This window comes from Citrobacter sp. MGH104 (genome assembly GCF_001034485.1).
Taxonomy (GTDB): Bacteria; Pseudomonadota; Gammaproteobacteria; order Enterobacterales; family Enterobacteriaceae; genus Citrobacter; species Citrobacter freundii.
This window is the reverse complement of record NZ_KQ089819.1, coordinates 601,856-624,195: the sequence shown is the minus strand read 5'-3', so window position 1 is coordinate 624,195 and position 22,340 is coordinate 601,856. Positions and strand designations below refer to the sequence as shown.

The window sequence follows — 22,340 nt, the reverse complement described above, 5'->3', positions numbered from 1 at the left end:
CCGGCGTTGTTGTGGCGGGCTATTTCACCGTCCAACCCTTATAACTGCCGACGTTGTTTTTATCGATCATCGTCACTGGGATCAGCACGGGTTCTTTCGGGGCTGGTTTCCCCTGCAATATGTCATAGCCGATTTCAACCGCTTTGGCAGCCATCACCTGCGGATCTTGTGCCGGAGTCGCCACAAATAGTGAGTTTTCGCGCTTCAGCGCTTCTTCACCGTCTGGGGATCCATCTACGCCGACAATAAAGAATTCGCTACGCTGCGCCTGTTTTGCCGCCAGATCGGCGCCGATCGCCGTGGGATCGTTAATGGCGAATACGCCGTCGATCTTCGGATTCGCCGCCAGCAACGCGGTCATGATCTCCAGCCCGCCTTCGCGACTGCCTTTGGCGTTTTGGTTATGCGACAGTACCTTGATGTCCGGGTGGCGTTTAAACTCAGTCTGGCAGCCTTCCACACGGTTCTGGACGGCGGAAACCGGCGGCCCGTTGATGATGACGACGTTGCCTTTCCCTTTCAGACGGTCGGTAATGTATTTACAGGCCATTTCGCCTGCCTGAGTGTTATCGGAAGTAATGGTCGCGTCTGCGCCTTCCGCCGCTACGTCAACGGCAACCACCACGATCCCGGCGTCTTTCGCGCGTTTAACCGCCGGGCCGATGCCTTTGGAGTCGGCGGCGTTAAGGATAATCATGTCGACTTTGGCGGCAATAAAGTTGTCGATTTGCGACACCTGTTGCCCCAGATCGTAGCCGCTGGAAACCAGCGTGACTTTAACGCTATCACCTGCCAGTTTGCGTGCTTCCAGCTCCGCGCCTTTGGTGATCTGCACGAAGAACGGGTTGGCCAGATCGCCCACCGTAACGCCGATGGATTTCAGTTCTTTTGCCTGCACAAATGGAGCTGCAGCAAGCAGGGCGCCAGCACAGAGCGCGGTCACTAATGGCTTCAAACGCATACTCGTTTCCTCACGTAGGGTATTGTTGTTATACGCCTGATGGCGCTGCGCTTATCAGGCCTACGAATGAGTAGGCCAGTAAGCTTGTCTATGCACTTTGATGGTGTCGGGTACGGTATTTGTCGATCAGCACCGCTATGATGATCACCGCCCCTTTGATCACCAATTGCCAGAAATAGGAGACGCCCATCAGCGTCATGCCGTTATTGAGCGTGGCAATGATCAACGCCCCCACCAGCGTGCCGGTGATGGTGCCGATCCCGCCAACAAAGCTGGTGCCGCCGAGGATCACCGCCGCGATGGCGTCCAGCTCGTAACCCATGCCTAAGTTGCCGTTGGCGCTGTACAGCCGCGAGGCGCTCATCACCCCGCCAAGACCTGAGAGCAAACCGCTCATGCCGTAGACGAACAGCAGCACCAGCCACACTTTGATACCGGTTAAGCGCGCGGCCTGCATATTGCCGCCAACCGCATAGATATGAACGCCGAGTGTGGTGCGCCTAAGAATGAACCAGCACACCACCACCACCGCCAGCGCAATGACCACCAGCCACGGAACCGGACCGAGATAGTTGTTACCGATCCACTCAAAGCTGATGTTGGAGTTAATCACCGTCGTGCCGTCGGCCAGCAGGTAAGCTGCGCCGCGCAGCGCCGTATAGGTTCCAAGCGTGACGATAAACGGCGGCAGGCCGGCAAAAGCGACCAGCGCGCCGTTAAACAACCCCAGCACCATGCCGAGCAACAGTGCAGCAGGGACTGACAGCATGGCAAACTCAGGAATGAGAGAAACCACCATGGCTGCGACGGCGGTGGTGCCGAGAATCGAACCAACCGAAAGATCGATGCCGCCGGTTAAAATAATGAAGGTCATGCCAGCGGCCAGCACGATGTTGATCGACGCCTGACGGGTAATATTCAGCAGGTTACTCTCGGTAAAAAAGTTAGGCGCGATAAAGCCAAACACCGCCACTATCAGGATGAGAATCGGTAAGATACCGACCGTTTGCATCAGATCGCTCATCAGCATTTTTTTTGCGGAGGCGGATTTCGCCACCTGCTGGGGAGTGGTTGGATTATTCATGGGGTACCGCCTGATGATGGGAGTCGTTCACGCCGGTTGCCAGCGTCATAATATTTTCCTGGGTAATACTTTGTCCGTTCAGCTCGCCGGCAATACTGCCTTCGCGCATGACGTACACGCGGTCGCTCATCCCGACCACTTCCGGCAGTTCGCTGGAGATCATTAGGATCGCCACGCCTTTGCGCGCCATATCGTTCATGATCCGGTAGATCTCGCTTTTGGCGCCGACGTCCACACCGCGCGTGGGTTCATCGAGGATCAAAATGCGTGGCCCGATCGCCACCCAGCGCGAAATCAGCAGCTTTTGCTGGTTGCCGCCGGACAAGCCGCCTGCGCGGACCTGGGCATGCGGGACGCGAATATTGAGCAATTTGATGGCGTCATCAGAAATCGCCTGCGCCTTTTTGCGATCGAGCATGCCCCAGTTCGCGTCACGTTCCAGCGTTGCCATGGTGATGTTTTCTGCCGCTGCCAGCTCTAAAAATAATCCCTGCTCTTTGCGGTTTTCCGTCAGAAAGCCAATGCCGTGGTCAATTGCTTCGCGCGGGGAGTGGATCACCACCGGTTCACCGTCCACTTCAATCATGCCGCCGATGGCTTTGCGCACGCCAAAAATCAGCTGCGCCAGTTCAGAACGCCCTGCGCCGACTAACCCGGCCAGGCCGACGATCTCCCCGGAGCGCACCAGCAAGCTGCACGGCTGGACTTTATGGCCGTCGGTAAGGTGATGGACGTTGAGGCGTGCTTTACCTAAGGGAATATCGCGCTCTTTGTTGAACAGATCGCTCAACGGACGGCCCACCATCATGCGCACCAGCTCCGAGGCGTTGAGCTTGTCGCGGGTCAGGCTGCCAACATATTGCCCGTCGCGCAGGACGCTGACGCGATCGGAGAGTTCGTACACTTCCGCCATGCGGTGGCTGATGTAGATAATCGCCATCCCCTCATCGCGCAGGCGCATGATCAGTTCAAACAGGCGGTGGGTTTCACGTGAGGAGAGGGCGGCGGTGGGTTCATCCATCACCAGAATGCGGCTGTTACGGTGCAGGGCACGGGCAATTTCAACCTGCTGCTGTTCGGCGATGGTCAACGTCATCACACGGTCGCTGGCCTTAAACTGGGCGCCGAGTCGATCGATGACTTTCTGTGACTGCATGACCATCTCTTTACGCTGGACCAGACCGCCGCGCGACAGCTCGCTGCCAAGAAAGATATTTTCTGCCACCGTCAGGTTCGGCGCGAGCTGCATCTCCTGATAAATCAGCGTGATGCCTGCGCTGAGTGCATCTTTGGGACCGCGAATGTGAAACGGCTGACCGTCAATCAGGATTTCACCGCTGGTGGCGGTATAGGCGCCCGCGAGGATCTTCATCAGGGTGCTTTTCCCCGCACCGTTCTCGCCCATCAGGGCATGAATCTCGCCCGGCCAGACCGTTAAATCGACCCCTTTCAGCGCGTAAAATTTGCCAAACGCTTTAGCAATGTTGCGCATCTCCAGAACCGGTGTCCTGCTCATGGCGGATCTCCTGTGGGGTGGCCGATATCAGCAGTCCATCACAGGAATGTAAATGCAAAATGTCAGAAGCCGTTCATATTTGTCATATTGCGATTTTTCTTCACGGAGCGTGATATGCCGCAACCGGGACGTCACTTTTTCGCCAGTGCGCGTGGACGATTGCTGTTCTTCAATCTGCTGGTGGTGGCGGTCACGCTGATGGTGAGCGGCGTGGCGGTGCTGGGGTTTCAGCACGCAAGCCAGATCCAGGAGCAGGTGCAGCAGCAAACCGTTGACGATATGACCGGCAGCATGAACCTGGCACGGGATACGGCGAACGTCGCGACAGCGGCGGTGCGGCTGTCGCAGGTAGTCGGGGCGCTGGAATACAAAGGGGAAGCGGAGCGGCTGCAGGAGACGCAAAGGGCGCTGAAGCAGTCGCTGGAACAACTGGCTACCGCGCCGCTGGCACAGCAGGAGCCGGTGCTGGTCGAGCGAATTATCCAGCGCAGCCAGGAGTTACAAAGCAGCGTAGAAGGTATGTTGCAGCGCGGTCAGCGGCGGCACCTGGAACGTAACGCGCTGCTCAGTTCGCTGTATCAGAATCAAAGCTATTTACGTCATCTGCAAAAGCTCACCGGCGCGCAGGATGATGTGCTGCTGGGGCAGATGGACCGCTTAATTGTTGCCGCCATCGACACGCCCACGCCGCGTTCGGTGGTGAAACAACTGGATGCGGTGATGCCCGCTCTTCCCTTGCAGCATGCCAATCCGCTGATTAGCGGTATCCTCAACGACTTCAACCAGGAGCTGCATAAGCTGGAGCCGCTCTCTTCCGCGCTGGAGCAAAGCGATTTGGCCATCAATTGGTATATGTTCCACATCAAAGCGTTGGTGGCGATCCTCAACAGCGATATCAACCAGTATGCCTCGCAGGTGGCGCTGATCTCAGAGCAGCGGGTGGCGCAAAGCCATCAGGAACTGCAATCCGGCGCGTTGTTTATTTTAGTGTTTGCGCTGCTGGCGGTGGTGATCACCGGTTTTGCCGGGTGGTATATCTACCGTAATCTCGGCTCCAACCTAACGGCCATTTCGCGGGCGATGACCCGGCTGGCGCACGGTGAATCAGACGTCAGTGTCCCGGCCCTGCAGCGGCGCGATGAGCTGGGCGAGCTGGCCCGCGCCTTTAGCGTCTTTGCCCGCAATACGGCATCGCTGGAGCACACCACCCGACTGCTAAAAGAAAAAACCAGCCAGATGGAAATCGATCGCACCGAGCGTCAGGGGCTGGAAGAAGCGCTGTTGCACAGCCAAAAGCTGAAGGCGGTGGGGCAACTTACGGGTGGATTAGCGCATGATTTCAATAACCTGCTGGCAGTGATTATTGGCAGTCTGGATTTGGTGAATCCGGAGTCGCCCGATGCGCCACGGGTCAATCGGGCGCTAAAAGCCGCCGAGCGCGGGGCGCTGCTTACCCAACGGCTGCTGGCCTTTTCGCGCAAACAGTCATTGCACCCTCATGCGGTGGAGCTGAAAACGCTGCTGGAAAACCTGGGCGAACTGATGCGCCACTCTCTTCCGGCCACGTTGACGCTGGAGATTGAAGCCCAGTCGCCTGCCTGGCCCGCGTGGATTGACGTCAGCCAACTGGAAAACGCCATTATCAATCTGGTGATGAACGCCCGTGACGCCATGGACGGGCAGGCGGGCACGATAAAAATCCGTACCTGGAATCAACGGGTTACGCGCAGCGATGGGCGTAAGCAGGACATGGTGATGCTGGAGGTAGCCGACCAGGGAAGTGGGATGTCGCAGGCAGTGAAAGCGCAGGTCTTCGAGCCCTTTTTCACCACCAAACAGACCGGCAGCGGCAGTGGGCTGGGGCTGTCGATGGTTTACGGTTTTGTGCGCCAGTCCGGGGGCCGGGTGGAGATTGAAAGCGCCCCCGGGCAGGGAACGACTGTCCGGCTGCAACTGCCTCGCGCCGTTGTTCCGGTGCAGGCTCAAGTGGAAGCGGTAGCGCAACACACAACGACCAACGATGAAAAACTGGTGTTGGTGCTCGAGGATGAGGACGATGTACGCCAGACGTTGTGCGAGCAATTACACCTGCTGGGCTACCTGACGTTAGAGGCCGCCAACGGCGAACAGGCGATGCATATGCTGGCGGCTTCATCCGAGATTGATATTTTTATCAGCGACTTAATGCTGCCAGGTGGTTTAAGCGGCGTGGATGTGGTTAACCATGCCCAGGCACATTATCCGCAGTTGTCCATCCTGCTGATGAGCGGTCAGGATTTACGCCCGGCGCATAACCCGGCGCTGCCGGATGTGGCACTATTGCGTAAGCCTTTTACCCGGGGAGAACTGGCGCAGGCGCTGCGGCATTCGCGTAATTGAGATTCCTCCGCTACCCGAGCAAATACGCTTTGGTTACCGTGGGGCGAGTTTCTTGATGAGGCTGGTTTTATGCAACGCTCCGCGACATTCCTTCTTTTTAGTTTGCTGATGCTGACCACCGTATCGGCGCAGGCGGATATTATCGATGACGCCATTGGTAATATTCAGCAGGCGATAAACGACGCATACAAACCGGACAACGGGCGGGATTATGATGATTCCCGTGATGAAAGTTGGCAGCGCCAGATGAGTGACGACCGGCGCAGGCAATATGACAATCGCCGCCGCCAGTTTGAAGATCGACGTCGCCAACTGGATGACCGTCAGCGCCAGCTTGATCAAGAACGGCGTCAGTTAGAAGACGAAGAACGCAGAATGGAAGAAGATTACGATCGTTAACTGTAACTATCTAAATGTAAGAATATTTTATCCCCTGTAAGGGATTTCGCTGTCAGCTCAACATCTCGCCATTTTATGTCAATACATGCACTTGAGCACAGTGCATGTAGGCATTGCAATCTCTCTATGCTTATGGAAAAGTCGCCTGGCTGTCGTCTTGTCGGCCGGATAAGATGTTTTCATCGCATCCGGCAAATTTCCTTACTCCAGCATAATCTCCATACCGTCATATCCTGCCTCAAACCCTGCGGGAAGCTGGTTTTCCATCATCCACAGGTCGAACTGATGGCTGATATGCGTCAGGATCACCCGTGGACAGCGGATAACGTCGTTCAACGCGATAACGGTATTTAAATCACAGTGATTGCGCGGTGGCTCGGTGCGCGGGGCATGGCTGCAGTCGATGATAATCACCCGGGGTTGGTTATTGTGGAGAAACTTCAGCGTCTTGTCGGGAAGTCCGGCGGTATCGGAGAGCCACGCCACGCGGCTATGTGCGGTCTCCAGCAGATAACCAAACGTCAGCTTTGAATGGTTGAGTGGTAGCGGCGTGACCTGCAATCCTTGCAGGTCAAACACTACGAATGGCGCGACGGTAGGGCTAAAATCGAGGATGCCGGGATGCTTAAACAGATCGTCGCAACCCTGTTCATCCGGCGGTCCGTACACCGGGATAGTCGCCCCCACGCCCCAGCGCAGCGGAAACAGCCCCTGCACGTGATCCATATGATAGTGGGTCAACAGAAACTGCTGGAAGCTGCCCGCTGGCCAGTCGTCCATCAGATGCGGGATCCCCGCGTCCAGCAGCGTCACCGCATTGTTGAATTTGACCACCCCGCTACAAGGGCGTCGACGATATTGCGCCTGTAAGCGTGCTCGTTGGCAGGCCGCACAGTCGCAGCCAAATGTCGGCACCAGCTGTGCGCCGCCCGTTCCCGTTAGCGTAATGGTCAGACTCATGGCTCCCCCTACAGCGGTTTGGTGAAGCGAAAATGGCTCATGGTATAGCCTTCGCGCTGGTAAAAACGGTGTGCGTCAAGGCGTTGGGTGCTGGTGGAAAGCTCGGTGACTTCTGCGCCCGCTTCGCGTGCGGCGGCTTCGGCCCAGGCCAGTAGCTGGCTGCCGACCCTTAACCCTCGCGCCTGCGGCATCACCACCAGTTCCTGGATTTCGCCAATCCAGTTGGCGTGGTGCAGATGAAACTGCAGGTGTAGACCGATCAAGCCGACGACCTGTCCGTCGATCAGTGCCAACTGGTAGTGCATATTGGCATCTTGCAGATTAGCGGCGTAACCAGCGCTAAAAGCCTGCAGGTCAAATTGACCCTGTTTCAACTCGCAGATGAGCGCGTAAACCGCATCGGTATCGTAGAGCGTGGCGCGGCGTAATTCACAGACAGACATGTTTCTTCTCCTTGCGTCCCATCAGTGCGAGCAGTGTATCGACAGACTGTAGCAAACTACCATCGTTATTCAGGACGTGGCAGTCATACGGGGCGTAGCGGGCTGCGCGTTCAAGACGGGCGGCGATTTCCGTTTCGCTCTCCCGCCCACGAGCCTGCAGGCGCTGGCGGAGAATTGCCGGAGAAACCTGTAAGCAAATGGGAAGCAAAGAAGCGCCATAACGGGCCTGCGCCTGGGGCAGATGCGCACGCGAGCCGTTGACCACCACATCAAAACCAGCGTGCAGCCAGAGGTCTATCTCCACGCCGACGCCGTAGTAGAAGCCGTTGGCGTGCCAGCTCAGCGCCAGCAGATTCTGCCCGGCGCGGGTAAAAAACTCTGGTTCACTTAGCGCAATATGATTTTCATTCCCGGCGTTGGCGGCACGGGTGATGTAGCGATGCGCCACCAGCAGTTGTGCCGGTTCCTGCTGGCGCAATTCTGCCAGCAGACTGTCCTTACCGGAGCCGGACGGCCCCATCAGCCAGATCAGTTTACCCATAGTCAGAATACCCTTTTGCCCTGACGCCAGACGTGGTCGATATGGATGTTGCCGCCTTTGCGATGCGCCAGCACCAGATCCGCGCGTTTACCTTCGGCAATAACGCCGCGATCGTCGAGATTTAAGGCCCGCGCCGGATTGCGGGTCACCAGACGAATAGCCTGCGACAGCGTAAAGCGGTTAGCGTCGTCATCCGCTACGCGAAATGCCGCATCGAGCAGGCTGGCGGGGTAGTAGTCGGAGGAGAGAATATCCAGCAGCCCCAGCTCAGCCAGCCTATGTGCCGCCACGTTGCCGGAGTGAGAACCGCCGCGCACGATGTTAGGTGCGCCCATCAGCACGTTCATGCCATGCTGGCGTGAGGCATCGGCGGCTTCGAAAGTTGTGGGAAATTCGGCGATCACGCTGCCAAGTTGATGCGATTCCAGCACATGATCGCAGGTGGCATCGTCATGGCTTGCCAGCGCAATCTGGCGCTCACAGCACATCTGGGCAATCGCCGTGCGGTTGGGCTGTGACCAACGCGCAGCCAGCGCTAACTGTTCTTCTTCATAACGGGCCATCTGCTCGTCGGTGAGCGAATACTTGCCCTGATAATACTCGCGGTACTTCTCACGATTGGCGAACTGACGCTGGCCGGGGGAATGATCCATCAGCGACACCAGCGTCACCGGCTCACGACCGACCAGTTTTTCAAACAGCGGCAGGGTAGTGTGATGCGGCAGCTCGCAGCGCAGGTGCAAGCGGTGCTCGGCGCGATTGACCCCACGCTTTTGCGTCTCTTCCACCGCGTTGATCATCTTCTCCAGATTTTCCAGACGGTCACCACCGTCGCGCACATCGCCAATCGCCACTGCGTCCAGCACGGTGGTAATGCCGCTGGCGACCATTAGCGCGTCGTGGCTGCTCATTGCCGAGTGGGCAGGCCAGTCTACCTTCGGGCGCGGGGTAAAAAATTTGTCGAGATTATCGGTATGCAGCTCGATAAGCCCTGGCAGCAGCCAGCCGCCTTCGCCGTCCAGCGCCTCAGGTAGGCTGCTCGGACTTTCAGCAAAGGCGCGAATGACCCCGCCCTCGATTTCCAGCGATCCTTGCACCACGTCATCTTCCAGTACCAGCTTTACATTATTGATAATCATGCTGTTGTTCCCATCAGATGCAGACGATCCGCTACGCGGTCGCGCACGGTTTGATCGTGAAAAATACCGACAATTGCTGCGCCGCGGGCTTTTGCTTCTTCAATCAATGCGACGACGGCGGCGCTATTTTTGGCGTCCAGCGAGGCGGTGGGTTCATCGAGCAGCAGAATCGGGTAATCGACGATAAACCCGCGGGCGATGTTGACGCGCTGCTGTTCGCCACCGGAGAAGGTCGACGGTGCCAGGTGCCACAGCCGCTCCGGCACGTTCAGGCGGGTAAGTAGGTTAGCCGCTTTGGCTGCACACTCCTCACGGGAGACACCCAGATCCAGCAGCGGTTGCATCACCACATCCAGCGCGGAAATCCTCGGGATTACGCGCAGGAACTGGCTCACCCAGCCGATGGTTGAACGGCGAACTTCCAACACTTTGCGCGCCGGGGCCTGCACCAGATCGACCCACTCATCGCTGTGGCGAATGTGGATGTGTCCTTCATCCGGCAGATAGTTGGCGTACAGCGATCGCAGCAGCGTGGATTTGCCGCTACCCGAGTGACCGTGCAGCACCACGCATTCGCCGTTTTTCACTTCCAGCGTGGCGTTTTGCAGCACCGGCAGACGCACGCCGTTTTGCTGATGCAGGACAAAGGTTTTACTGACATTTTCAACGCGGATCATTTGAGCCTCATGGTTCTTATTGCCGGATGGTGCTGTGCTTATCCGGCCTACAAAAAGCGCCCCGTAAGCTGCCATCCGGCATCCGATGTTTAATTTTGCAAAACGGACGACACCAACAACTGGGTGTACGGATGGTGCGGGTCGTCGAGCACGCGGTCGGTTAACCCACTTTCCACCACCTGACCCTGCTTCATCACCAGCAAACGATCTGCCAGCAGACGCGCCACACCCAAATCGTGGGTGACAATGACCACTGCAAGATCCAGTTCCACCACCAGGCCGCGCAGCAGGTCCAGCAGTTTGGCCTGTACCGAAACGTCCAGCCCGCCGGTGGGTTCGTCCATAAACACCAGTTTGGGATGGGTGACGAGGTTGCGGGCGATCTGCAGGCGCTGCTGCATACCGCCGGAAAAGGTGGTTGGCAGGTCGTCGATACGCGAGGCAGGGATCTCCACCTCCTCCAGCCAGCGCTGCGCGGTGGCGCGGATGTCGCCGTAGTGACGCGCGCCAGTGGCCATCAGGCGTTCGCCGATATTGCCGCCTGCGGAGACCTGACGGCGCAGGCCATCCAGCGGATGCTGATGCACCACGCCCCATTCGGTGCGCAGCAGACGGCGACGGTCGGCCTCGTTCATGCCGTACAGCGAACGGTTCTGATACAAAATCTCACCGCTCTGCGGCGTCAGCCGTGAAGAGATCGATTTCAGCAGCGTGGTTTTGCCAGAACCGGACTCGCCGACGATACCCAGCACTTCGCCTGGCCACAGGTCAAAAGAGACATCGCTGAAGCCCTTGCCCGGCGCGTAGAGATGGGTCAGGTTGTTGACTGAAAGCAGCGGTTGCGTCATTTGCTGAGGGCCTCGCTCTGTTGGCGGCAGTAATCGGTGTCGGAGCAGACAAACATGCGTTTGCCGCTGTCATCGAGCACCACTTCATCGAGATAGCTGTGGGTTGAGCCGCAGATGGCACAAGGTTCATCCCAGCTCTGCACGGTAAACGGGTGATCGTCGAAATCGAGGCTTTCCACGCGAGTGTAAGGTGGAACGGCATAGATACGTTTTTCGCGGCCTGCGCCAAACAGTTGCAGGGCCGGCATCATGTCCATCTTCGGATTGTCGAATTTCGGGATGGGCGACGGGTCCATGACGTAGCGGTCGTTGACCTTCACCGGATAGGCGTAAGTGGTGGCGATATGACCAAAGCGGGCGATATCTTCATACAGTTTCACCTGCATGATGCCGTACTCTTCCAGCGCGTGCATGGTGCGAGTTTCCGTTTCACGCGGTTCGATAAAGCGTAGCGGCTCGGGGATCGGTACCTGGAAGATGATTATTTGATCTTCCACCAGCGGCGTCTCCGGGATGCGGTGGCGGGTCTGGATCAGCGTCGCATCTTCCGTACGCTCAGTGGTATTCACTCCGGTCACACGCTTGAAGAAATTACGAATCGATACGGCGTTAGTGGTGTCGTCCGCGCCCTGGTCAATCACTTTCAGCACGTCCGGCTCGCCAATCACGCTGGCGGTAAGTTGAATGCCGCCGGTTCCCCATCCGTATGGCATCGGCATTTCACGTCCGCCAAACGGTACCTGGTAACCGGGGATCGCTACCGCTTTCAGAATTGCGCGGCGGATCATGCGTTTGGTTTGCTCATCAAGATAGGCAAAGTTGTAGCCGGAGAGGTTAGTGGTCACGGGTGGCCTCCTGTTGCAGGCGTTTGAGCAGTTCCAGTTCGGCCTGGAAATCGACGTAATGGGGAAGTTTGAGGTGCGAAACAAAACCCGCCGCCTCGACGTTATCCGCATGCGCCAGCACGAACTCTTCGTCCTGCGCCGGTCCTGTGACCGTTTCATCGTATTCGGCTGCCTGTAGGGCGCGGTCCACCAGCGCCATCGCCATTGCTTTACGTTCGCTCATACCGAACACCAGCCCGTAGCCGCGGGTAAAATGGGGCGATTCATTTTCTGGCGCGACAAAACCGTTGACCATTTCACATTCCGTCATCAGCAGTTCGCCGACGTTCACCGCAAATCCCAGCTCTTCCGGTACGGTTTCCAGTGCCACATAGCCGCTACGGATTTCGGCGGCAAACGGGTGGTTGCGCCCGTAGCCGCGCTGGGTGGAGTAGGCCAGCGCCAGCAAATATCCCTCGTCACCGCGCATCAACTGTTGCAGACGTGAAGCGCGTGAGCAGGGGTAAACCGGCGGCGTGCGGGTGATGTCGTCGGGTGTCGCGCCATCATCCTCTTCACGTTTTGCCAGGCCCTGGTTCGCCAGCAGGGAAAAGACGTGCGGGGAGGCATCCTGCGCGCCGTCTGCGCTGCGCAGAGGCGGGGTTTCGCCATTGGCCAGTAAGGTAAAATCCAGCAGGCGATGGGTATAGTCATAGGTTGGACCCAACAGCTGCCCGCCGGGAATATCCTTGTAGACCGCGGAGATTCTGCGCTCAAGACGCATTTCTGCGCTGTTAACCGGTTCGCTGACAGCTACCTTTGCCAGCGTAGTGCGGTAGGCGCGGAGCAAAAAGATGGCCTCGACGTTATCGCCGCTGGCCTGTTTGAGCGCCAGTGCAGCCAGTTCGCGGTCAGCGATGCCACCTTCGGTCATCACCCGATCAACGGCCAGGTTCATCTGCTGTTCGATTTGCGCCACGCTCAGTTCAGCAATGGTCTCATCGCCCCGGCGTCGGTTTTCCTGCAGGGCGTGGGCGTTGGCTATCGCCTTTTCGCCCCCTTTGACGGCGACGTACATCAGCACACCTCCACATGGGTGGTTCGCGGAATAGCCAGCAGGCGTTCGCCACAGGTGAGGATCAGATCGACCCCCAGTGGGAACGGATGCGGGCGTTCGGTGAGTTCGTGAATCAGGCATTCCGGCAGCTGTGGCGCGATCATGCGCTCTTCGGCGATGCCCGCGCCGGTCAGACGCAGCATGCGTCCGCCGCTTAAGCCAGAGACCTGCACAATCAGCGTGGCGCTGGTTTCTGGTGCGACGGCTGAACCGGCGGAGAGGGCGTTAAGCTGTTCGCTGCTGATACGTTCGTCGGCGACGGCAAAGGCCGCCAACTGTGGTTGATCCACCAGCGGCGCGTTGGTGTGAAAACGCAGGTTCTGCCGGGCGATATCGTTATCCATCGACGGCGCCAGCCAGACCGGCGTGTCGCCATCGACCAGGGTCAGCAGCACGCTGGTGGTCGCCAGACCCAGCGGCTGCCAGCCGTGTTTCAGCTGATGCAGGGCGACGATTACGCCCGGTTTGCTCATGGCTTTCAGCAGGCGACGAAAGCTCTGCTGAGCATCCTGAACGGGTAAATTAAATGCGGTCTGTAAGGTCATGCGTTATCTCCGCGTACCAGCGTGAAGAAGTCGACCCGGCTGGCGTTGACTTCGGCACAGCGTGCGTTAATCAACGCATCGCGTTCCGCTTCCAGCGGGGCAATTAAGGTTTCCATTAGGTTCTGGAAATGCGTTTGTTCCTGCAGTAGCGCGTCAATTACCGCGCACTGCTCGGCATGTTGTTTATTGCGTCCCAGCAGGTAGCTGTAACCCAGCGTGCCGCTCTTCAGGCGTACCACTGCGCGGGTAAGCGTGGTGTCACCGGCAAAGAAGCGGTTACCGGTACCGCCCATACGGGCCTGGATCTGCATCAGTCCGCTTTCCGGTGCGCGGATAAGTTCATAGTCCGGCGTCAGTTTGAGCGCGTTGATGCGGGCGTTCAGGGCATCGGCATTGCTGTAAGCCAGCGCGCGCATCCAGCGCTGGCGGGTGGCGGTATCGAAATGCATTCAGTGCTCCATAGTGAATTCGATCATGTCGGCGCGGGTCAGGCTGACGGAGTATTCCGCCGCGTGTTCTTCGCCTTCACGGTGGTTCAGGGTGCGCACGCACAGCAGCGGCGCCATATTGGGGATTTCCAGCACCTTGCTCTCTTTGGCCTGCGCGCGGCGGGCGCTGATGCGCGTTTGCGTGCGCAGCAGCGTCAGACCTGATTGTTGGCGCAGATAGTCGTGCAGTGAGCCGCTGTTAAAGCCTTGCAGCAGCGGCCACAGCGTGAGGTCGGAAAAATAGTGGTCGATCTGGCACAGTGCGATCCCGTTAACCCGACGCAGGGTGCGCAGGTGAATCACGTTATCGCCCTCGTTTATGCTGAGCGCATCGGCAATGTGGCTGGAGGCCGGACGCAGCACCGCCAGCAGTTTTTCGCTGGTGGGGTGGCTGCCCTGGTCCAGCAGGTTCTGACTAAAGCGTGCCTGGGCATTAAGCGGGTAATCGAACGGGCGCATCAGCACCAGTACGCCGACTCCCTGGCGACGCTGAACCCAACCGCGTTCAACCAACTGGTCAATGGCGCGGCGCAGGGTGTGGCGGTTTACCTCGAAGCGCGCGGCAAGCTGATGCTCGGCGGGCAGATAGTCACCGCAGCGATAATGTTGACGTAGCTCCTGCTCAAGTCTCGCGGCAATTTCCTGATAACGCGTTGGATAACTGGTCGGATGTGTAGACAAGTGCATAGCAATCAATGCCTCGCTAATCAGATAAAGTGCTTACGCAAACGCTGGGAAAGGAAATCCAGCAGGCTGACGGTGACGATGATTAACACCATCAGGGCGCAGGTTTGCTGGAACTGAAAGCCGCGAATCGCTTCCCATAAGGTCACGCCAATACCACCTGCGCCCACCATGCCGACTACCGTGGCCGAGCGAACGTTGGATTCAAAGCGATACAGCGAGTAGGAGATCAGCAGCGGCATGACCTGTGGCAGAGCGCCGTACAGAATCTCTTCAATTTTGTTGGCTCCGGTGGCGCGAATACCTTCTACCGGACCCGGTTCAATGGCTTCTACCGCTTCAGAAAGCAGCTTGGAGAGTACCCCTGTGGTGTGGATAAATAGCGCCATCACCCCGGCGAATGGCCCTAACCCGACGGCGACCACGAACAGCATCGCGAAGACCATTTCATTGATGGCGCGGCAGGCGTCCATCAGGCGGCGCATCGGCTGGTAAATCCACCACGGCACCAGGTTATCGGCGCACATCAGGCCGAAGGGAATCGATAGCACCACGGCGAGGGCAGTCCCCCAGACGGCAATTTGCAGGGTGACGGCCATTTCACCGAGATAGTCTTGCCACTGGCTGAAGTCCGGTGGGAAGAAGTCGGCGGCGAAGGTTGCCATATTGCCGGAATCTTCGATCAGCGTGAGCGGAGCCATTTCGGCACCTTTCCACGAGACCACCAGTACGGCGAGCAGAATGGCCCAGCTCAGCAGCGAGAACCAGCTACGTTTGGGCGGGGCGACGGTGATGGTTTGCATGTTTAGCTCCGTGCATAGGTTATTGCCGGATGGCGGTGCAGGCGTCTTATCCGGCCTACAAAACACCGTAGGCCCGGTAAGCGAAGCGCCACCGGGCACCAGGGTTACTGCACCGCTTTGGTGACGCTGGTCATGGCGCCCAGTGCGGCTGTCAGACGGTCAAGGTCATCGAGCTGCGCTTTCAACGCCGAGGTTTTGCTGGTTTTCTCTTCCTCGTTCAGCCCTTTGTTGTCCTTCACACCCTGCATCTCTTTAAACAGTGCCAGCTGGCGAATCGGCACCAGTTGCAGATCGCTGGAGGCGCGGAACGGTGCCCATCCAAGGCGTTCCAGTACGATTTTCTGCTCCGGCGTTTTGCCGTAATTCATAAAGAAGTCGTACACCTTGTCCTTGGTGGTTTCGGAGAGGTTTTTACGCCAGACGATCGGATCGCCCGGGATCAGCGGTGACTTCCAGATCACCTTCAGCTCTTTCAGCTTTTCCGGCGCGGAAGTTTTCAGCTTGTCGAGGTTTTCGGTGTTGTTGGTGGCGACATCGACCTGCTTGTTGGCGACTGCCAGGGCGTTGGTTTCGTGTCCGGCGTTAACGGTGCGTTTGAAATCGCTCGCGGAGATGTTGTTTTTGGCAAAGACGTAGTAGCCGGGAACAAGGAAGCCTGACGTTGAGTTGGGATCGCCGTTGCCGAAGGTCAGATCCTTACGTTTGGCGATCAGATCGTTCAGGTTATTGATCGGACTGTCTTTGTTAACGATCAACACACTCCAGTAACCCGGGGATCCGTCGGCGGCGACGGTCTGGGCAAACACTTGCCCGTTAGCGCGATCCACCGCTTCCATTGCCGAGAGGTTGCCGTACCAGGCGATATCCACTTTGTTAAAGCGCATGCCCTGGATGATCCCGGCGTAGTCCGGGGCGAAGAAGGCGTTCACTTTCACGCCCAGTGATTTTTCCATGTCCTTCAGGAACGGTTCCCACTGCGGCTTCAGGTTTTGCTGTGACTCGGTCGAAATAATGCCAAAGTTCAGCGCTTTTTCTTGCTCTTCGGCATGCGCCGGGCTTAACAAGGTACTGACGCTAAACATGCTGGTGAAAGCCAGCGCGGCAACTGTCTTATAGCTCATGTCGTTTCCTTAATTAGTCATTGTTCCAGGCTATTTCACTTGCCAGCCTGAATCCGGGCAGTGCTCAAAATCCTCACGTACTGCGTGTACGCTCCGGTTTTTCCGCGCTGGCCGTCTCCAGCCTGGCTGCGCCAATAACGCCTGGTTTTTTAGAACTATGCAGCCTGCGCGTTCTGTTCGACGCGGTTCATGCTGCGGTAAAGATGGTCAAAACGATCGTTATCAAAATGCTGGCTGCTGCCATCAAAGAAGACGTTGCCCTGGCGCAGCGCGACGATGCGTTCGCAGTAGCGCAGGGCGTAATCCACCTGATGCAGCGTGACGACCACGGTGATGCCGTCGGTCTGGTTGATGTCGCGTAGGGTGTCCATCACGATGCGTGCGGATTCCGGGTCCAGTGAGGCAATCGGCTCATCGGCAAGGATCACTTTGGCCTGCTGCATCAGCGCGCGGGCGATTGCGACGCGCTGCTGTTGTCCGCCCGAAAGCGTGGAAACACGCTGGTATGCAAAATGCGCCATGCCCACGCGGGTCAGCGCCTGTAATGCACGCTGTTTTTGTTCCTGGCTAAACCAGCTAAAACAGGTACGCCAGAACGGCGTGCTGCCGAGCGCGCCAATCAGGACGTTCTCCAGCACTGTCAGGCGGTTCACCAGATTGAACTGCTGGAAGATGTAGCCGGTGTGGGCGCGGCTTTTGCGGATATCGCGCGCCAGGCGGCCTTCATGTTGAACGGTGCGGCCCAGCAGCTCGACGCGGCTACCGGGTGATTTATCACCGACGATCAAGCCGCTTAAATGACGTAAAAGGGTGGATTTGCCGGAGCCGGACGGCCCAAGCAGAGCCACCATCTCACCGGAACAGATGTTCAGATCAACCGCATTGAGCGCCTGATGTTGATTGAAGGACTTGGAGAGTTTTTCGACGCGAATAATCGTTTGCATGCTGCGGTCTCCCTAAAAAAGTGGCCCCATCGTGGCGGATCAATGTGACGTTTTCGTTAAGGGATAGTTACTCGATGATGAAGAGTTGAGCGCTATTTGATGACAGTACGGGAGGGCTGGCCTCCCGTTGGATTACTCTGTAGGGGGTTGCTGTTGTTTGACGACGTTGATCATCCACGGCACGCCATACTGGTCGCTCACTTTACCGAAACCGTGGGCCCAGAAGGTTTCCTGCCAGTCCATTTCGATTTTTCCGTTTGCTGCCAGGTTATCAAACCAGCGTTTGCCTTCATCGACGTTTTGCGTGTCGAGCACTAGCGTAAAGCCAGAGTAGTGAGCATTTCCGTCCGGGGCGCTATCGCTCATCATGATGTCGCTGCCCGCAACGCGCAGGTTGGCGTGGGCAATGGCGGTATCGGGGAATTTCATGCCTGAAGGGCAACCATCTTCACTATCCTGCGCCGATTTGGGCATTTCACCGAAGTTGATTTTGTAGAGCAGTTCAGCGCCTAACGTTTTTTGATAGTAGGCGATAGCGTCAGCGCAGTTGCCTGCAAAGGAGATATAGGGACTTAACGGCATAATCTTTACCTCAGGTAAAAGAAACCAGTTAAGTGTAGTTATCGTCTGCATAAATAAACCAGGCGGGAAGTATGAGCTTCCCGCCTGGCAGATGAGCTGGTGTAGACCTGATGAGCGTAGTGCCATCAGGCAATTTGCATCAGTTCTTTTTCACAAACTCAGATTTCAGCTTCATTGGGCCAAAGCCATCGATTTTGCAATCGATGTTGTGGTCACCTTCAACCAGGCGAATGTTTTTCACTTTGGTACCGATCTTCAGCATGGAAGAGCTACCTTTTACCTTCAGGTCTTTCACGACGGTAACGCTGTCGCCATCGGCCAGCAGGTTGCCGTTAGCATCTTTAACGATCAGTTCGTCGCTGTCCTGTGCCGGTTCAGCATCGTTCCATTCGTGCGCGCATTCCGGGCAGATGAACATGCCGTTATCTTCGTAAGTGTATTCGGAGTTGCATTGTGGGCAGTGTGGTAATGACATGTGGATTTCCTCAAAAGTCAGCAGGGGCAAATGCGCCCAAAAAATGGCAGATTGCCGAAAAAGGCCGCAATTATACATAAAATCCCTGCTTTTGTCGGGACTACTGCGTGATTACGCAAATGATCTGCTGTAAAGACCCTTTGCTTTTACCTCAATGAAAGTATGGGGTAATATTTTTTAAGGGAAATTGCTACGTCAGGTTATTTAAGATAAGGTGAGGCGAAATATCTGATATTCATAGGTAACATCGCCTGCGGATGTCTAAGTCATTGTGATTGAATATCTCAATCCCCCTTAATTTTAGTAGGGGGATTAAGCTGGCATTTTTTAAAACTGAACTACGCTGTTTATCTTTCTTACTTATTAGATAAGTGAGAGGTTTCAGGCCAGCGGTTGTACGCCAAACTTATTTTAATAATATCAATTGGTTGTTTTGATTTTAATTATTTCCACACGTAATTATAAAAGCCAAAAAATCTATAAATAAAACGATTGGGCTAAATAAAAGCAATGCTATTTGCGTTAAGGAAAGATTTTCCATGCACACACAGACAATATATGAATTAAGTCAGGAAGCGGAACGCTTGCTGATGCTCTCGCTTGAACATCTCAGGCAATTGCAAAAATTGCCCATGACGTCGTTGGATGATGTCGCGCTAAAACAAGGAGAGCATAGCAGTCAGGTTGTTCAGCCCCTGCACTTCAGCGCGCGTGGCATGGATGTCCAGCAAGCAACGCTCAATAATGAGTTGCGCAAGATTACGCGTCTGGAAATGGTGCTGGCGATTGTTGGCACGATGAAAGCGGGAAAATCGACGACGATTAACGCGATTGTAGGGACAGAAGTTTTACCTAATCGTAATCGCCCCATGACGGCGTTACCAACGCTAATTCGTCATACGCCGGGGCAGAAAGAGCCGGTCCTGCATTTTTCACATGTCGCGCCGATTGATGCCTTAATGAAGGTTTTACAGCAGCGTGTGCGCGAGTGCGATCGCCAGCGTCTTACACAGACCCTGGAAATTGACAAGGATATGAATGTCCTGCTGCAGCATATTGAAACCGGCGTGGCATTTGAACGGTATTATCTTGGCGCACAGCCTATTTTCCATTGCCTTAAAAGCCTGAACGACCTGGTGCGCCTGTCAAAAGCATTGGATGTTGATTTTCCTTTTGCTGCCTATGCCGCGATTGAGCATATTCCGGTTATTGAGGTTGAGTTTGTCCATTTGGCCGGACAAGCAAGCTACCCAGGGCAATTAACGTTGCTGGATACGCCGGGGCCGAACGAGGCGGGACAACCGCACTTACAAAAAATGCTTAATGAACAGCTGGTACGGGCCTCTGCGGTGCTGGCAGTGTTGGATTACACCCAATTGAAATCTATTTCTGATGAGGAAGTGCGTCAGGCGATTATGGCGGTTGGCAAGTCAGTACCGCTGTATGCGCTGGTGAACAAGTTCGATCAGAAAGACCGCAACAGTGACGATGAAGAGCAGGTGCGGGCGTTAATTTCTGGCACGTTGATGCAAGGTGGCATTGCCCCTGAAAGAATCTATCCGGTTTCCTCAATGTGGGGCTATCTGGCAAACAGGGCGCGTCATGAGCTGACGGCCCGTGGGCGACTGCCGGATCATCAGGTGCAACGTTGGGTGCAGGATTTTGCCGAAGCGGCGCTTGGCAGACGCTGGCGCACCACCGATCTTGAAGATACGGAGCATATCCGTCATGCCGCCGACCTGTTGTGGGAAGACTCGCTGTTTGAACAGCCTATCCAGAAAGTGATTCACGCCGCTTACGCCAATGCATCGCTGTATGCGCTACGCTCAGCGTCACATAAGTTATTGAACTATGCGCAAAGCGTGCACGAATATCTGGAGTTTCGTGCCCACGGGTTAACGGTCGCCTATGACGAACTACGGCTGAACATCACGCATATTGAAGAGGATATGCAGCAGTTAGAAGTGAGCCAGGGGCGGGTGAGCGATGAAGTCAGCCATGAAGTAGAACTGGCGCTGGAAGCTGCTGCAGCCTATCTCAGAGAGCAACAAACCGAGATTCTTTGCGGTATCAACACGTTCTTTGTCAAAGAAAACGTCCTGATGATGTCACAACATAGTCTGGGAACTGGCGTCTCCTCGGCAGAAATGGCCGGAGAAATGCTGGTGCTGCACGATGAAGGCCAGGCGAAAATTGTGTTAGATAAAATTCGCTCGTCCTGTGAGGGGGTATTGCTGGCGGCGCAGGAAAGCATCAGCCGTGACTTAGCCCTGCGTTTTGAACAGCTTGAGTCGACACTCTCCCGGGCGCTAAATGACGCGATGCGGCCAATTGAGCAAAGGGTGAAAGAGGAGCTAAACCACGCCGGTTTTCGTGCGCGGATCCGTTTTCCAGCGTTCCATACAGCGATGTTTAATTTCAATACCCGCCAATTGTTTAACGAGGCCATTGAGCAGGATATTCCGGCAGAAAATGCGCCGTCTACTGGTGGTGCGGTACGTGACACTTTCTCTCGTTGGCTAAATCAACCCAACTGGGGATGGAATGATTACGTCGAAACAAAAACGCGTTATCTCATTGATATGGGCGCTTTGCATAAGAACCTTGTGCAGTATGTCTCCCAGTTTTGCCAACAAATTCGTAAAGCTTTAGTTGCTCAGGTCGATATTTCCGTTACGGCAGGCATGGCCACGTTTTTTGCAGATTTTTCACTGTGTCTGGCGCAATTACAGGCGAGCCTGAGTGAAAGTCTGACGCTACGCCAACAAAATGAATCCGCGGTGAATGCAATGAATGAGCAATTGCAGCAGCGCATTACGATTGCGGCATGGCTTTATGAAGATTCCCGTTTGCTGCGTGACGATATCAATACCCTTTTTGCAACCGAGCACACATGACTAACGTTTTACTGGAAGGCCCCGGGAGGACGCTGGAGTGTGTCTACCCGAAGTTTATGGTCGATCTGGTTCAGGGAGATGAAACCAAACGTTCCGGCGGTTTTCTGCAACAGCAGCAGCGGTTGCGTGCGCGTCTGACGCAGGAGGTGTTATCCCAGACACAACTGCGGGCGTGGGTGATGGCGGGAGTGTCCAGCGAGCATCTGGTGATGCGTCTTAAGCTGGTAGAAAAGTTGGCGGGCATGATCGACCCAGGCCATCTGGCGCTGGTGCGTATTGCCGAAGGGCTGAAGTTTTTACAACAAACCGAACACCCGCGTGGGCTTTCAACCCCCGGTCTTTTACAACAAATAAATTCACTGACTGACTGGTTTACCCAACGCGCTGCGTATAAAGAGAAGGCGCTGACCCAGCGTGGCCTGACGGTTCAGGCGGGCGAACACAGCGAACAAATTTTTACCCGCTGGCGGGCTGGCGCATATGACGGTTGGTCGTTACCTGGACGCTGTTTTGTTGCGCTGGAGGAGTTGCGCTGGGGAGCCTTCGGTGACGCCTGCCGGTTAGCGAATGCCGATGTGGTGTTAATGCTAAAAGACAACCTGCGAACCATGGCCGCTCAGGCGTTGGCGGACAGCGTGAATGCGGCGCCTGCTACGCGTCATTACTATCATCATTGGCTCAGCACGCCAGTTGTCGGCGGATCGGGCGAGTATAACGATATGCTGAGCTGGTTAGGCGACTGGTGCGATGCGCAGCGTCATCCGGTGAGCTGGTCGGTGACGCAGCGTTGGCAAAATGTGGCGTTAGGAATGCCGCGATTGTGTTCGGCGAAACGACTGGCTGATGCGATGGTTGAGGAGATTTTTGCACCGTCCCTACTCATCAATTGAGCAGGGACGGTCAGTGGGGCTAA

The 22,340-nt window shown here is 56.2% G+C and carries 23 protein-coding genes; 4 read left to right on the top strand and 19 right to left on the bottom strand.

Annotated features, from left to right (window positions below; all coding sequences use genetic code 11):
- Positions 1-19: 19 nt before the first annotated feature.
- From SK34_RS21295 to SK34_RS21285, 3 genes are all read right to left on the bottom strand, one after another.
- Positions 20-961, bottom strand: a complete 942-nt coding sequence (locus tag SK34_RS21295) for an ABC transporter substrate-binding protein (RefSeq protein ID WP_003826688.1) — start codon at positions 959-961, stop codon at positions 20-22.
- Between the two features lie 88 nt (positions 962-1,049).
- Positions 1,050-2,045: an ABC transporter permease subunit gene (locus tag SK34_RS21290; RefSeq protein ID WP_003031803.1), complete on the bottom strand. Its 996-nt coding sequence runs from the start codon at positions 2,043-2,045 to the stop codon at positions 1,050-1,052.
- The gene (locus tag SK34_RS21285; protein WP_003844755.1) at positions 2,038-3,561 is read right to left on the bottom strand and encodes a sugar ABC transporter ATP-binding protein; all 1,524 of its coding nucleotides are present in this window, start codon (positions 3,559-3,561) and stop codon (positions 2,038-2,040) included. The genes SK34_RS21290 and SK34_RS21285 overlap by 8 nt, the downstream gene beginning before the upstream one ends.
- Positions 3,562-3,675: 114 nt before the next feature.
- Here SK34_RS21285 and SK34_RS21280 point away from each other — a divergent pair, with 114 nt between their 5' ends.
- Both SK34_RS21280 and yjdP read left to right on the top strand, forming a co-directional pair.
- Entirely contained in the window at positions 3,676-5,940 is a 2,265-nt protein-coding gene (locus SK34_RS21280; protein WP_048234140.1) for a hybrid sensor histidine kinase/response regulator, read from the top strand.
- 69 nt (positions 5,941-6,009) lie between these two features.
- On the top strand, positions 6,010-6,339 hold the full coding sequence (gene yjdP / locus SK34_RS21275; protein WP_003031807.1) for a DDRRRQL repeat protein YjdP: 330 nt from the start codon (positions 6,010-6,012) through the stop codon (positions 6,337-6,339).
- 201 nt (positions 6,340-6,540) lie between these two features.
- Here yjdP and phnP read toward each other — a convergent pair whose 3' ends face one another.
- From phnP to SK34_RS21195, 16 genes are all read right to left on the bottom strand, one after another.
- Positions 6,541-7,299, bottom strand: a complete 759-nt coding sequence (gene phnP, locus SK34_RS21270; protein ID WP_048234139.1) for a phosphonate metabolism protein PhnP — start codon at positions 7,297-7,299, stop codon at positions 6,541-6,543.
- A gap of 8 nt (positions 7,300-7,307) precedes the next feature.
- A complete protein-coding gene (gene phnO, locus SK34_RS21265) occupies positions 7,308-7,742 on the bottom strand; it encodes an aminoalkylphosphonate N-acetyltransferase (protein ID WP_003031809.1) in 435 nt (144 codons plus the stop codon).
- Positions 7,729-8,283: a ribose 1,5-bisphosphokinase gene (gene phnN / locus SK34_RS21260; protein WP_003841102.1), complete on the bottom strand. Its 555-nt coding sequence runs from the start codon at positions 8,281-8,283 to the stop codon at positions 7,729-7,731. Before phnN ends, phnO begins: the two co-directional genes overlap by 14 nt.
- Positions 8,284-8,285: 2 nt before the next feature.
- Complete coding sequence (gene phnM, locus SK34_RS21255) at positions 8,286-9,422, bottom strand: alpha-D-ribose 1-methylphosphonate 5-triphosphate diphosphatase (RefSeq protein WP_048234137.1); 1,137 nt, start codon at positions 9,420-9,422, stop codon at positions 8,286-8,288.
- Positions 9,419-10,099 carry a phosphonate C-P lyase system protein PhnL gene (phnL, locus tag SK34_RS21250; RefSeq protein WP_003841104.1) on the bottom strand — a complete coding sequence of 227 codons (681 nt, stop codon included), beginning with the start codon at positions 10,097-10,099 and terminating at the stop codon, positions 9,419-9,421. Before phnL ends, phnM begins: the two co-directional genes overlap by 4 nt.
- 89 nt (positions 10,100-10,188) lie before the next feature.
- Complete coding sequence (gene phnK / locus SK34_RS21245) at positions 10,189-10,947, bottom strand: phosphonate C-P lyase system protein PhnK (RefSeq protein WP_003844769.1); 759 nt, start codon at positions 10,945-10,947, stop codon at positions 10,189-10,191.
- Positions 10,944-11,735, bottom strand: coding sequence for an alpha-D-ribose 1-methylphosphonate 5-phosphate C-P-lyase PhnJ (gene phnJ / locus SK34_RS21240; protein WP_224774781.1), 792 nt, complete (start codon positions 11,733-11,735; stop codon positions 10,944-10,946). Before phnJ ends, phnK begins: the two co-directional genes overlap by 4 nt.
- Before the next feature lie 46 nt (positions 11,736-11,781).
- On the bottom strand, positions 11,782-12,849 hold the full coding sequence (locus SK34_RS21235) for a carbon-phosphorus lyase complex subunit (RefSeq protein WP_003844770.1): 1,068 nt from the start codon (positions 12,847-12,849) through the stop codon (positions 11,782-11,784).
- Positions 12,849-13,433 carry a phosphonate C-P lyase system protein PhnH gene (gene phnH, locus SK34_RS21230; RefSeq protein WP_048234136.1) on the bottom strand — a complete coding sequence of 195 codons (585 nt, stop codon included), beginning with the start codon at positions 13,431-13,433 and terminating at the stop codon, positions 12,849-12,851. Before phnH ends, SK34_RS21235 begins: the two co-directional genes overlap by 1 nt.
- A complete protein-coding gene (gene phnG, locus SK34_RS21225) occupies positions 13,430-13,882 on the bottom strand; it encodes a phosphonate C-P lyase system protein PhnG (RefSeq protein WP_003031825.1) in 453 nt (150 codons plus the stop codon). Before phnG ends, phnH begins: the two co-directional genes overlap by 4 nt.
- A complete protein-coding gene (gene phnF / locus SK34_RS21220; protein WP_003031826.1) occupies positions 13,883-14,608 on the bottom strand; it encodes a phosphonate metabolism transcriptional regulator PhnF in 726 nt (241 codons plus the stop codon).
- A gap of 20 nt (positions 14,609-14,628) precedes the next feature.
- On the bottom strand, positions 14,629-15,408 hold the full coding sequence (phnE, locus tag SK34_RS21215; protein ID WP_048234135.1) for a phosphonate ABC transporter, permease protein PhnE: 780 nt from the start codon (positions 15,406-15,408) through the stop codon (positions 14,629-14,631).
- A 104-nt stretch (positions 15,409-15,512) separates the two neighbouring features.
- Positions 15,513-16,529, bottom strand: coding sequence for a phosphonate ABC transporter substrate-binding protein (gene phnD, locus SK34_RS21210; RefSeq protein WP_003841122.1), 1,017 nt, complete (start codon positions 16,527-16,529; stop codon positions 15,513-15,515).
- Positions 16,530-16,684: 155 nt separating this feature from the next.
- The gene (phnC, locus tag SK34_RS21205; protein WP_048234134.1) at positions 16,685-17,473 is read right to left on the bottom strand and encodes a phosphonate ABC transporter ATP-binding protein; all 789 of its coding nucleotides are present in this window, start codon (positions 17,471-17,473) and stop codon (positions 16,685-16,687) included.
- A gap of 132 nt (positions 17,474-17,605) precedes the next feature.
- Positions 17,606-18,055 (bottom strand): VOC family metalloprotein YjdN, encoded by a 450-nt coding sequence (yjdN, locus tag SK34_RS21200; protein ID WP_003031832.1) that lies wholly within the window; start codon positions 18,053-18,055, stop codon positions 17,606-17,608.
- A gap of 139 nt (positions 18,056-18,194) precedes the next feature.
- Positions 18,195-18,530 carry a zinc ribbon domain-containing protein YjdM gene (locus SK34_RS21195; RefSeq protein ID WP_003031835.1) on the bottom strand — a complete coding sequence of 112 codons (336 nt, stop codon included), beginning with the start codon at positions 18,528-18,530 and terminating at the stop codon, positions 18,195-18,197.
- A 539-nt stretch (positions 18,531-19,069) separates the two neighbouring features.
- On the opposite strand from SK34_RS21195, the gene crfC reads away from it, so the two are divergent.
- A complete protein-coding gene (gene crfC, locus SK34_RS21190; protein ID WP_032938139.1) occupies positions 19,070-21,427 on the top strand; it encodes a clamp-binding protein CrfC in 2,358 nt (785 codons plus the stop codon).
- On the top strand, positions 21,424-22,317 hold the full coding sequence (locus SK34_RS21185) for a diguanylate cyclase regulator RdcB family protein (RefSeq protein ID WP_032941067.1): 894 nt from the start codon (positions 21,424-21,426) through the stop codon (positions 22,315-22,317). Before crfC ends, SK34_RS21185 begins: the two co-directional genes overlap by 4 nt.
- The last annotated feature ends 23 nt before the right edge of the window (positions 22,318-22,340 follow it).

Bases quoted from the DNA above. Each gene is read 5' to 3' on its own strand.
- SK34_RS21295 (WP_003826688.1), bottom strand. From the start codon at position 961: ATGCGTTTGAAGCCATTAGTGACCGCGCTCTGTGCTGGCGCCCTGCTT.
- SK34_RS21290 (WP_003031803.1), bottom strand. From the start codon at position 2,045: ATGAATAATCCAACCACTCCCCAGCAGGTGGCGAAATCCGCCTCCGCA.
- SK34_RS21285 (WP_003844755.1), bottom strand. From the start codon at position 3,561: ATGAGCAGGACACCGGTTCTGGAGATGCGCAACATTGCTAAAGCGTTT.
- SK34_RS21280 (WP_048234140.1), top strand. From the start codon at position 3,676: ATGCCGCAACCGGGACGTCACTTTTTCGCCAGTGCGCGTGGACGATTG.
- yjdP (WP_003031807.1), top strand. From the start codon at position 6,010: ATGCAACGCTCCGCGACATTCCTTCTTTTTAGTTTGCTGATGCTGACC.
- phnP (WP_048234139.1), bottom strand. From the start codon at position 7,299: ATGAGTCTGACCATTACGCTAACGGGAACGGGCGGCGCACAGCTGGTG.
- phnO (WP_003031809.1), bottom strand. From the start codon at position 7,742: ATGTCTGTCTGTGAATTACGCCGCGCCACGCTCTACGATACCGATGCG.
- phnN (WP_003841102.1), bottom strand. From the start codon at position 8,283: ATGGGTAAACTGATCTGGCTGATGGGGCCGTCCGGCTCCGGTAAGGAC.
- phnM (WP_048234137.1), bottom strand. From the start codon at position 9,422: ATGATTATCAATAATGTAAAGCTGGTACTGGAAGATGACGTGGTGCAA.
- phnL (WP_003841104.1), bottom strand. From the start codon at position 10,099: ATGATCCGCGTTGAAAATGTCAGTAAAACCTTTGTCCTGCATCAGCAA.
- phnK (WP_003844769.1), bottom strand. From the start codon at position 10,947: ATGACGCAACCGCTGCTTTCAGTCAACAACCTGACCCATCTCTACGCG.
- phnJ (WP_224774781.1), bottom strand. From the start codon at position 11,735: ATGATCCGCCGCGCAATTCTGAAAGCGGTAGCGATCCCCGGTTACCAG.
- SK34_RS21235 (WP_003844770.1), bottom strand. From the start codon at position 12,849: ATGTACGTCGCCGTCAAAGGGGGCGAAAAGGCGATAGCCAACGCCCAC.
- phnH (WP_048234136.1), bottom strand. From the start codon at position 13,433: ATGACCTTACAGACCGCATTTAATTTACCCGTTCAGGATGCTCAGCAG.
- phnG (WP_003031825.1), bottom strand. From the start codon at position 13,882: ATGCATTTCGATACCGCCACCCGCCAGCGCTGGATGCGCGCGCTGGCT.
- phnF (WP_003031826.1), bottom strand. From the start codon at position 14,608: ATGCACTTGTCTACACATCCGACCAGTTATCCAACGCGTTATCAGGAA.
- phnE (WP_048234135.1), bottom strand. From the start codon at position 15,408: ATGCAAACCATCACCGTCGCCCCGCCCAAACGTAGCTGGTTCTCGCTG.
- phnD (WP_003841122.1), bottom strand. From the start codon at position 16,529: ATGAGCTATAAGACAGTTGCCGCGCTGGCTTTCACCAGCATGTTTAGC.
- phnC (WP_048234134.1), bottom strand. From the start codon at position 17,473: ATGCAAACGATTATTCGCGTCGAAAAACTCTCCAAGTCCTTCAATCAA.
- yjdN (WP_003031832.1), bottom strand. From the start codon at position 18,055: ATGCCGTTAAGTCCCTATATCTCCTTTGCAGGCAACTGCGCTGACGCT.
- SK34_RS21195 (WP_003031835.1), bottom strand. From the start codon at position 18,530: ATGTCATTACCACACTGCCCACAATGCAACTCCGAATACACTTACGAA.
- crfC (WP_032938139.1), top strand. From the start codon at position 19,070: ATGCACACACAGACAATATATGAATTAAGTCAGGAAGCGGAACGCTTG.
- SK34_RS21185 (WP_032941067.1), top strand. From the start codon at position 21,424: ATGACTAACGTTTTACTGGAAGGCCCCGGGAGGACGCTGGAGTGTGTC.